Below are 9,315 nucleotides of genomic sequence, written 5' to 3'. Positions count from 1 at the left end.
AGGTCCCCTAAAGACTATGGGGTTGATAGGCCAGACCTGGAAGCATCGCAAGATGCGAAGGCTACTGGTACTAATAGACCAAAACAAACACACACCCACACCTGTGGGAACAATGTGTTACCAACGCACGTAACAAAAACAAAATGCACCACAAGTGCTCGCGTCCACTACACAGTATCTGACACAACAAACAAGTCAGGGACAACAACCAAACCCCACAAATTTGTCGGTGGTCAATAGCGGCAGGGAAACGCCCGGTCCCATTCCGAACCCGGAAGCTAAGCCTGCCCGCGCTGATGGTACTGCACCCGGGAGGGTGTGGGAGAGTAAGTTACCGCCGACATAAAAACATAACACAACAAAATAAACAGCAAAGAGCCTAGACAAACGTCTAGGCTCTTTCTGCGTTTTCACACCACCACAACACACCCCCAATACCCAAGCAACCCCTACACCAAAACCGGATTGTAGGTGACTTTCATAAACCTTTATCCTCGCTTAGGCGCGGCGTTGTATCCATCAGGCTGATTGACCGGCAATCCTAGGACTCCTGAGATTCCGCTGCCCAAGTAGATGGTTGGGAACGGCACTGCCTCCGGCTCCGACTAGGGTTTTCAGCATTTGGCTAGTAGGATAGCTAGGTATTTGCGTGCAACATCGATTTGAAAGTGTAAGGCCTTATGTCTGAATCTAATAGCTACGGTCGCCGGGATAATGAATCCCGGGGTCGGGACTCGAGGGATGGCTCCTCACGGGATTCTGAGCGAAGGAACGATAGGCGCCCGAAGCGTGATGATCGATCTTCGCGCGGCGAGCGTGGCTCCTTCAGCCGCGACGAGCGACGTGGGGGTTCGCGTGACGATCACCGGGACAACCGTCGTGATGACCGTGGTGGTTATGGTAAGCGTGATGATCGCCGTGATGACCGTGGTGGCTACGGCAAGCGTGATGACCGTCGTGGTGGTGGGTCACGTGATGACCGGCGGGACAACCGCCGTGATGACCGTGGCGGCTACGGCAAGCGTGATGACCGGCGGGACAACCGCCGTGATGACCGTGGCGGTTATGGTAAGCGTGATGATCGCCGTGATGACCGTGGTGGCTACGGTAAGCGTGATGATCGTCGTGGTGGTTCGCGTGATGACCGTCGTGATGGATGGGATGATGAGCAGAAGAAGTCCCGTTCCTTTAGTCCCCAGAAGTCTGGTTTCCGTGAGCAGCGTTTAGAAAACCGCGCTAATGATCCGGACTTGCCCAATGATATTGACCCGGATGATTTGGATCCTTCTGTTTTGCAGGATTTGAAGTCGTTGTCCAAGGAAAATGCTGACGCTACCGCGAAACATATGATCATGGCTGCCATGTGGATGGAAGATGATCCGCAGCTTGCTCTGCGCCATGCGCGTGCGGCTAAGGACCGCGCGGGGCGCGTGTCTGTTGCCCGTGAGGTCAACGGTATTGCCGCTTACCGCGCAGGTGAGTGGAAAGAGGCGCTGGCTGAACTTCGTGCCGCGCGTCGTATTTCCGGTGGACCCGGTATGTTGGCCGTGATGGCGGACTGTGAACGCGGCATGGGACGCCCTGAGAAGGCAATTGAGTTGGGTCGTTCTGATGAAGCTCGTGAGCTTAGCCGCGAAGGTGCCATTGAGCTTGCCATTGTTGTTGCGGGCGCCCGTCAAGACCTTGGTCAGGATGAGTCGGCGCTAGTTACCATCGAGCGTGCCAACCCGGACAAGAAGGAGCGCGGTATGGGGGCAACACGGTTGGCTTACGCCTACGCTAATGCCTTCGCGGAGCTGGGTCAGGTTGACAAAGCACGGGAGTGGTTTGAGCATACCGTTGAAATAGATGAGGGTGGCTGGACTGATGCCGCGCAGCGCCTGGAGGAGCTGAAATGAGCCTTTTGACCAAACATGACGCTTTGCTGCTGGACTTGGATGGAACCATCTGGCAGGGCGGTGAACCTATTCGCGGTGCAGTGGATACGTTGAACGCCTGCGGCCTACCAGCCGTGTATGTAACCAACAACGCTTCCCGTGCACCGGAGGACGTGGCGCATAAGCTGCGGGGTATCGGGCTTGAAGCTACGACGGAAAGCGTGGTTACCTCAGCGCAGGCTGCTATCAGGTTGGTCAAGCAGAATTTGAAGAAGCATTCCAAGGTATTGGTAATTGGTACGGAGTCCTTTAAGGAACTAGCCACTGACGCTGGTTTCACTGTGGTGGAGTCGGCGGATGATAAACCTGCGGCGGTTATCCAGGGACTTAGTACGGAAATGGGTTGGGAGCAGTTGAGCGAGGCCGCCTTGGCTATTCGAGGTGGAGCTGCTTTTTACTGTTCTAATATGGACCTGCAGTTGCCAACCAGCCGCGGTTTTGCGGTAGGAAACGGCGCGCTGGCGGCAGCTATTACTGCCTCCACCGGCGTGGAGCCGGTGTCTGCCGGAAAGCCGGGGCCGGAAATGTTTATCCAGGCAGCCCGCGCGCTAGGGGCAACCAAGCCGCTGGTAGTGGGGGACCGTCTTGATACTGACATCATGGGCGGCAATAACGCCGCTATGGACACCCTGCACGTGTTAACTGGGGTGAGCGGGCCCATGGAGCTTATCGAGGCACCGGAACGGCTGCGGCCGGATTATGTTGGCGTAAACCTTTGTGACCTTTCTTTGACACGCGCCCAAGCGCGCCCAGGTGCGCAGGGTGGTTTCACCGCACGTTTCGACGGCCAGGATGTGTTGTTGGAAAACGGTGATGACAACGCCACGTGGGTACAGGCTTTGCGTACCGTCTTGGAGGTGGCGTGGGCGCTGCCCAAAGCACCGCGCTACGTGCGCCCGTGTAGTGACAAAGCCGAGGAAGCCACTGGGAAGTGGTGGTGATGGCGGTTCCCAAGCCGCGTGATCCCCATGCGGTGACAGAGCCTTCGGTGCTTGATGCGCAGGTAGCGGAGGTATTCGCTGTGCAACCCGAGTCGCTTAAAGACGAATACCTTCAGCTAGACCAGGCGCACATGTTATTGCGTGACGCCTTGCAGGAGAACTAATGGCACCTCAACGCCGCCGCCTGGACGCGGAATTGGTCCGTCGCAAGATTGCGCGATCCCGGGAACAAGCCGTCCAGATGATTAAGGCCGGGAGAGTCTACGTGGGAGGGTTTCAGGCCGCCAAGCCCGCCACGGTCGTGGACCCGGAGGTTTCCATCCGGGTGGAGGAATCCCCGGAGGACCAGTGGGCGTCGCGTGGCGCGCACAAGCTTCTGGGCGCTCTAGAGGCTTTTGATGTACCGCTGGAAGGCCAGCGGGTACTAGACGCTGGGGCCTCCACTGGTGGCTTTACAGACGTGTGTTTGTCGCGTGGGGCCAAGGAAGTCGTGGCCGTGGACGTCGGATACGGCCAGCTTTTGTGGCGGCTCCAAAATGATCCGCGGGTCACCGTGCTTGACCGGACTAATATCCGCAATCTCACGCCAGAGATGACCGGCGGGCCGCTTGACGTGGCGGTAGGGGATTTGTCTTTCATCTCCTTGCGGTTGGTGCTTCCGGCTATTGTCTCGTGTATGCGGGAGTCAGCTACGTTATTGCCCATGGTCAAACCCCAATTTGAGGTTGGCAAGGACCGGTTGGGTCAAGGCGGTGTGGTACGCAGTCCGCATCTGCGGGTGGAAACAACCCTGGGGGTTGCGCAATTTGCGGAAACCCTGGGGCTGAGCTGCCAGGGAATTGCAGCCTCCCCGCTGCCGGGGCCTAGCGGCAATGTTGAGTATTTCCTGCACCTGGTCCTTGATCAGGGGCGCTCACGGATGAGCGAGCAAGAGCTAGAAGCTGCGGTTAAACGTGCTATCGAGGAGGGCCCGGAGTAATGGGACGGCGTATTTTATTGGTACCGCATACCGGCCGCGCGGATAACGTTGAGGCTATGTTTGAGGCTGCGGATAGGCTGCGCGCGGCAGGCATTGAGGTGGCCGTGTGCGCCGATGAGCGCGCGGAGGTTGACTTTGGTGACCTGGAAGTCGTGGCGCACGATGAAGCGGCGGCAGCAGGCTGTGAGATGGTACTGGTCCTTGGCGGTGACGGCACGTTCTTGCGGGCCGCAGATCTAGCCTTCGCGGTTGATGTCCCGGTTCTGGGCATCAATCTTGGACACGTGGGCTTTTTGGCAGAGTCTGAGGCTGAGTCAATGGATGACGCCATTGAGCGCGTTATTTCCTGTAGCTACCGGGTGGTGGGGCGCATGACTCTTTCCGTCCGGGTGCTGGACCAGGACGGGCAACTCATCGGTACGTCGTGGGCACTTAATGAGGCCAGCGTGGAAAACTTGAACCGCTCGGGTGTCCTTGACGCGGTGCTGGAGATTGACGGCCGGCCAGTGTCCTCTTATGGGTGTGACGGTATGCTGATCTCCAGTCCCACCGGTTCTACTGCCTATGCTTTTTCCGCCGGCGGCCCGGTGCTGTGGCCGGAGTTGGATGCCATAGTGGTGGTGCCAAATAACGCCCACGCGTTGTTTGCCAAGCCCTTGGTTGTTTCCCCTAAATCTTGTGTCGCGGTGGAGTCGGTGTCTTCGACCTCACCGGCCATTGTCATCATGGACGGCACTCGTGATATCACTATGCCGCCGGGTTCGCGCGTAGAGGTCGTACGCGGTGAGCGGGAGGTAAAGTGGGTGCGGCTGGACAGCCTGCCTTTTGCTGACCGTTTGGTCTCTAAATTCCGCTTGCCAGTGGAAGGCTGGCGCGGCCCGCGCGGTTAGGCCCACGCCTTTAGCTGTAATCGAACAAAAATACTATAGAATGCGGACATGCTTGCCGATATCTCCATTGAAAACCTAGGCGTCATCGAACGCGCCTCAGCGGAACTTTCCTCCGGGTTGACCGTCCTGACCGGTGAGACTGGTGCCGGTAAGACCATGGTGGTCACCGGGCTGCGTTTGCTGGCAGGGAATAGGGCGGACGCCTCCCGGGTCCGCCAGGGCGCGGATAAGGCCGCAGTTGAGGGCCGTTTTATCATTGATGAGCTGGAATCTCGTGAGGAGGTAATCCAGCTGGTGGAGTCCGTAGGGGGTATGGCCGATGAAAACGGGGAATACATAGCCTCCCGTACCGTCTCCGCCGCCGGCCGTTCCAAGGCCTATTTGGGAGGCCGCGCAGTGCCCGCCGCCACGTTGGGGGAATTCGCGGAGAAAATTCTCACCGTCCATGGCCAAAATGACCAGCTGCGGTTACTGGCCCCGGATCAACAACTTTTGGCCGTGGACCGCTCCGACCATAAGGTTGGGCCGTTGCTAGAAGACTACGCCGTGGCCTTCCGGCACTGGCGCACCCTGGCTAAAGACTATGCACACCGCACGCAGTCGCGGCGGGAGTTAGCCCAAGAAGTAGACCGCTTGCAGTACGCGGTCGCTGAGATTGATGACATTGCCCCAGAGCCCGGGGAAGACGCGGGGTTGGTGGAGTTAATCCGCCGGTTACAAGACGTTGATGGGCTGCGCGAGCAAGCCAGTTCTGCGCTGGGCGCCATTGATGGTGAGGACAGCTTTGGGGAGTCCTCGGCTGCGGCTTTGCTAGGCCAGGCGCGCTCGCAGCTAGCAGGAGCGGAGGATCCCAAGCTGAGCGCGCTCGGTGAGCAGCTGGGGGATATCACCGCCCGCTTGAGCGATATTGCAGGAGAGCTGGGCCAGTTCCTGGATGGCCTGCCCGCAGATCCCAACCAGCTAGAAAAGAGCCTGCAACGCCAGCAAGAGCTCAAGGCACTCACCCGCAAGTACGCGCCGGATATTGACGGGGTCCTTAAATGGCGTGAGGACGCCGCCGCCCGGCTAAGTTCCATTGATACCTCCGGGGAGGCACTCGAGGAACTCAAGCGTCAGGTCATGGAAGCGGAGGCGGAGATGATTGCCAAGGCCAAGGCTTTGACTTTGGCGCGCAAACGCGCAGCTGCAGCGTTATCTACTGCCGTGACGCGGGAGTTGGCTGGCTTGGCCATGGGGGCATCGGCGTTAGAGGCCCAAGTTCGGACCGCAAAATACTCCCGCACCGGCGCGGATGAAGTGGAGTTGATGCTCAACGGCCGCCCCCTGGCAAGCTCTGCCTCCGGCGGTGAGCTTTCCCGCGTCATGTTGGCTCTTGAGGTGGTTCTAGCGGCCAACACTAGCGGCACCACCATGGTTTTTGATGAGGTGGACGCCGGCGTAGGCGGGCGTGCCGCAGTGGAAATCGGGCGGCGCCTGGCCAGGCTTGCGCTCAATAACCAGGTTATCGTGGTAACTCACCTTCCCCAGGTGGCGGCCTTTGCCAATGCCCACATTCATGTGGCCAAGGAGTTGGCTACCTCCGGGGTATCCAACCTCACGCCGGAGCAAAGAGTCGAAGAATTGGCGCGCATGCTGGCCGGACTAGATGGCAGTGAGACAGGCCGGGCCCACGCCCAGGAACTCTACGACCGCGCCCAGGAGGAAGTGGGGCGCTTGCGCGCGCCTAACCCACTTTAGGTATATGACGTGGGACAATCGCGCGCATGAGTTTGTTTTCCCGAAACAGCGATCTCCCAGGGCTGCATGCCACCCTGCGCGATTGCACCCCGCACGGCAGGGGATTTAAGAAGCTTTCCGCTGGTGACTTCGCGGTCGTTGATGCCACAGATATCTCCCGTCAAGAGGCACAGCACCTGGCAGACGCCGGCCCGGCCGCGGTTTTAAATATCTCCCAGTTTGCAACGGGGACTATCCCCAACACTGGCCCGCGCGTGCTGTTGGATGCAAAGGTACAACTGGTGGAGGGCCTGGGAGAGACATTCCGCAACCGTGTCAAGGACGGCAAGAAGGTCCGGCTGACTGAGGAAGGGGAGGTCTACTCCGGGGAGAAGCTCCTGGGAGAGGGACAATTCTTGGACTCCAAGCGGGCGGATGAGGTCTACGCGGAAGCCCAGCGCGGCCTGGTTGACAGGATGGAGGCCTATTTTGGCAACTCCATCCAGTTCATTCATGCTGAAGGCCCGTTGCTGATAGATGGTCTTGGTATCCCCGACCTGGGCACTGCCATGCAGGGCCGCAAGGTCATAGTCGTTTCCCCCAGTGAGGACCATCGCGCCAAAATCAAGTTGTTGCGCAACTTTATCCGTGAGTACGAGCCCATGACGGTGGCGGTTGGCGCTGCGGCTGATTCCTTGATGGATATGGGTTATACCCCTGATGTCGTTATTGCTGATCCCACCGAGGTAGAGGCGGAGACCCTGCGTGCCGCTTCCAAGGTAGTTCTTCCGGCCGCCCCCGACGGCCGGGCACCAGGGCTTGAGCGGATCCAGGACCTAGGGGTGGGCGCGGTGACGTTTCCCTCCACGGTGGACTCCGTTTCAGATTTAGCGCTACTGCTGGTGGACTACCACGAGGCGGACATGATTGTTCAGGTGGGCGGCGCGGTTGACCTGGACCAGGTTTTTGCGGCCGCGGATAACGCCGCGCCCAGCGCGTACTTGGCTCGCATGAAGGCCGGCCGCAAGGTTGTGGACGCGGATGCCGTCATCAGCCTCTACACGGCTCCCGCCGGGGGCACGCTGGCCTGGCTGTGGGCCTTGCTGGCCATTTTGGTTGCCATTGCGGTGATAGTGCTGGTGGCGGGTTTTGGCGGTCAGGGTTCTTTTGTGGAAAATTTGGAAGGTACCTGGGACAATATTTCTTCAATCATCACGGGGTGGTTTAGCTAATGCCGCGCAGTTTTTCTTCTTCCGCGCCGGTGGTCACCGGCCTAGGTTTTGGCGTGGCCGTGGGGGTTGCCCTGGGCGCTTTCGCGCTGGGCCCCGTGGTCAGCGGATCTGTGGGCACTGATGAGACTGAAGCAGCGGTCCGCGATGAGTACCGGCGCTCAGTCCAGGACAACCAGATAAATAGCGCGCAGCTGAAGTCTGCAGATGAGGTCCTGGCTGAGCTAGCACCGGGTACCGTTGCTGACACCTTGGCCCAGCGCCCCGTGTTGCTGATATCCACGTCAAACGCCACGGAACACGAGGTGGCCTCCATCCAGTCGCTCCTGGAGGCGGCTGGTGCAATCAACGCCGGCCGCATTGACCTAGCGGACCGCTTTTTTGACAAAGAAGAGGCGGATAAACTCTCTGCCCTGATTGCCAACTCCCTGCCGGCGGGGGCGTCTTTGTCCACTAAGAACGTGGGGGTTGGTATGCACGCCGGCCAGGCGCTGGGATATGGGCTCTTCAGAGATCCGGAAACTACCGATCCCCTGGCAACGGTGGAAGAACGCGCCACGTTGCTGCAGACGTTGAAGAAAAAGGACTTTATTAAGTACGAGGATGAGACGGTCCTGCCCGCGCAGGCAATCGTGGTCGTAGACGGCCGCACGGACGGGGAGGGAACCTCCGGTTTCAAGGCGGAGCAACTTGCCCAGATGCTCACCGGCCTCAACGAAGTTGGGGAAAACACGGTCCTGGCCGCACGGATTGAGTCTGCGGCGGAGATGGGCTCGATAGGCAGGCTGCGCGCTGACAAGGACAATGAGGTATCTACGGTAGATTCCATCAACCACGTCTGGGCCCGTATAGCCACGGTGCTGGCCGTGCGCGAGCAACTTGATGGCCGTTCCGGAGCCTACGGCGCGGACACGTCCGCGAAGGCACCTATGCCCACCGTGAAGGAGTAACAGATGACTAGGCACGAATTTGAGACGCTGGATTCGGCACTACTTGCCGATGCCCCCATTATCGCCCTGCGCCGCGACCGCGTCAGCATGCCAGGCGGCGCGGTGGCACACCGCGAAATCGTTGAGCATCTGGGCGCGGTGGCCGTGGTGGCCATAGACGCTTCTGGGCGCGTAGCCATGGTGGAGCAGTACCGGCACAGCGTGGGACGGAGGCTCTGGGAGCTGCCGGCCGGTTTGCTAGACATCAAGGGTGAATCCGAGCTAGCCGGAGCCAAGCGGGAGTTGCAGGAGGAAGCCGGGATCCAAGCCCAACAGTGGTCGGTGCTCTGCGACCTGGTGACTTCCCCGGGTTTTTGCGAGGAGTCTGTGCGCGTGTATCTGGCCACAGGGTTAACAAGCGTTGAAAAGCTCGATGCCCAAGGTGATGAGGAGGCGGATATGGCTTTTGCCTGGGTCCCACTGGATACCGCCGTGTCCCGGATCCTCACCGGGGAGATTGTTAATTCCATCGCCGTGTCCGGGATCTTGTCCGCCTACCAGGTGGTGCGCTGCGGGGCACAGGCCCGTAGCGTGGACGTGCCCTTTGACCTGCGCCCTGATTCTATTGCCCAGCGCCGCCCCGGTCCGGACCTGAAAAAGTTGTGAGTAGCTCCCGGAATACCCCCGCGCAAGC

The 9,315-nt window shown here is 59.6% G+C and carries 9 protein-coding genes and 2 rRNA genes; all 11 read left to right on the top strand.

The genetic code is table 11. The annotated features are described in order from the left end of the window. A 23S ribosomal RNA gene (locus F4V58_RS05920) occupies nucleotides 1-95 on the top strand; the annotation flags it as partial. Nucleotides 96-225: 130 nt separating this feature from the next. Beyond that, nucleotides 226-343, top strand: a 5S ribosomal RNA gene (gene rrf / locus F4V58_RS05915). Between the two features lie 337 nt (nucleotides 344-680). Then, the gene (locus F4V58_RS05910) at nucleotides 681-1,898 is read left to right on the top strand and encodes a tetratricopeptide repeat protein (RefSeq protein WP_150385716.1); all 1,218 of its coding nucleotides are present in this window, start codon (nucleotides 681-683) and stop codon (nucleotides 1,896-1,898) included. Further along, nucleotides 1,895-2,878: an HAD-IIA family hydrolase gene (locus F4V58_RS05905; RefSeq protein WP_075734192.1), complete on the top strand. Its 984-nt coding sequence runs from the start codon at nucleotides 1,895-1,897 to the stop codon at nucleotides 2,876-2,878. Before F4V58_RS05910 ends, F4V58_RS05905 begins: the two co-directional genes overlap by 4 nt. Then, nucleotides 2,878-3,042, top strand: coding sequence for a hypothetical protein (locus F4V58_RS12480; protein WP_169833307.1), 165 nt, complete (start codon nucleotides 2,878-2,880; stop codon nucleotides 3,040-3,042). The genes F4V58_RS05905 and F4V58_RS12480 overlap by 1 nt, the downstream gene beginning before the upstream one ends. Further along, the gene (locus F4V58_RS05900; protein ID WP_075734190.1) at nucleotides 3,042-3,857 is read left to right on the top strand and encodes a TlyA family RNA methyltransferase; all 816 of its coding nucleotides are present in this window, start codon (nucleotides 3,042-3,044) and stop codon (nucleotides 3,855-3,857) included. The genes F4V58_RS12480 and F4V58_RS05900 overlap by 1 nt, the downstream gene beginning before the upstream one ends. Beyond that, nucleotides 3,857-4,747: an NAD kinase gene (locus tag F4V58_RS05895; RefSeq protein WP_075734188.1), complete on the top strand. Its 891-nt coding sequence runs from the start codon at nucleotides 3,857-3,859 to the stop codon at nucleotides 4,745-4,747. Before F4V58_RS05900 ends, F4V58_RS05895 begins: the two co-directional genes overlap by 1 nt. 48 nt (nucleotides 4,748-4,795) lie before the next feature. Then, nucleotides 4,796-6,484, top strand: coding sequence for a DNA repair protein RecN (gene recN, locus F4V58_RS05890; RefSeq protein ID WP_075734186.1), 1,689 nt, complete (start codon nucleotides 4,796-4,798; stop codon nucleotides 6,482-6,484). A 26-nt stretch (nucleotides 6,485-6,510) separates the two neighbouring features. Then, entirely contained in the window at nucleotides 6,511-7,695 is a 1,185-nt protein-coding gene (steA, locus tag F4V58_RS05885; RefSeq protein ID WP_075734184.1) for a putative cytokinetic ring protein SteA, read from the top strand. Next, nucleotides 7,695-8,642 (top strand): copper transporter, encoded by a 948-nt coding sequence (locus tag F4V58_RS05880; RefSeq protein WP_075734182.1) that lies wholly within the window; start codon nucleotides 7,695-7,697, stop codon nucleotides 8,640-8,642. Before steA ends, F4V58_RS05880 begins: the two co-directional genes overlap by 1 nt. Nucleotides 8,643-8,645: 3 nt before the next feature. Then, complete coding sequence (locus tag F4V58_RS05875; protein WP_075734180.1) at nucleotides 8,646-9,287, top strand: NUDIX domain-containing protein; 642 nt, start codon at nucleotides 8,646-8,648, stop codon at nucleotides 9,285-9,287. Nucleotides 9,288-9,315: the final 28 nt, after the last annotated feature.

This window comes from Corynebacterium phocae (genome assembly GCF_008693075.1).
Taxonomy (GTDB): domain Bacteria; phylum Actinomycetota; class Actinomycetes; order Mycobacteriales; family Mycobacteriaceae; genus Corynebacterium; species Corynebacterium phocae.
Note: the sequence above shows the minus strand (reverse complement) of the source record. Positions and strands in the feature narration are given on the sequence as shown.

Excerpts from the sequence above, each read along its gene's own strand:
- F4V58_RS05910 (WP_150385716.1), top strand. The coding sequence starts at position 681 with ATGTCTGAATCTAATAGCTACGGTCGCCGGGATAATGAATCCCGGGGT.
- F4V58_RS05905 (WP_075734192.1), top strand. The coding sequence starts at position 1,895 with ATGAGCCTTTTGACCAAACATGACGCTTTGCTGCTGGACTTGGATGGA.
- F4V58_RS12480 (WP_169833307.1), top strand. The coding sequence starts at position 2,878 with ATGGCGGTTCCCAAGCCGCGTGATCCCCATGCGGTGACAGAGCCTTCG.
- F4V58_RS05900 (WP_075734190.1), top strand. The coding sequence starts at position 3,042 with ATGGCACCTCAACGCCGCCGCCTGGACGCGGAATTGGTCCGTCGCAAG.
- F4V58_RS05895 (WP_075734188.1), top strand. The coding sequence starts at position 3,857 with ATGGGACGGCGTATTTTATTGGTACCGCATACCGGCCGCGCGGATAAC.
- recN (WP_075734186.1), top strand. The coding sequence starts at position 4,796 with ATGCTTGCCGATATCTCCATTGAAAACCTAGGCGTCATCGAACGCGCC.
- steA (WP_075734184.1), top strand. The coding sequence starts at position 6,511 with ATGAGTTTGTTTTCCCGAAACAGCGATCTCCCAGGGCTGCATGCCACC.
- F4V58_RS05880 (WP_075734182.1), top strand. The coding sequence starts at position 7,695 with ATGCCGCGCAGTTTTTCTTCTTCCGCGCCGGTGGTCACCGGCCTAGGT.
- F4V58_RS05875 (WP_075734180.1), top strand. The coding sequence starts at position 8,646 with ATGACTAGGCACGAATTTGAGACGCTGGATTCGGCACTACTTGCCGAT.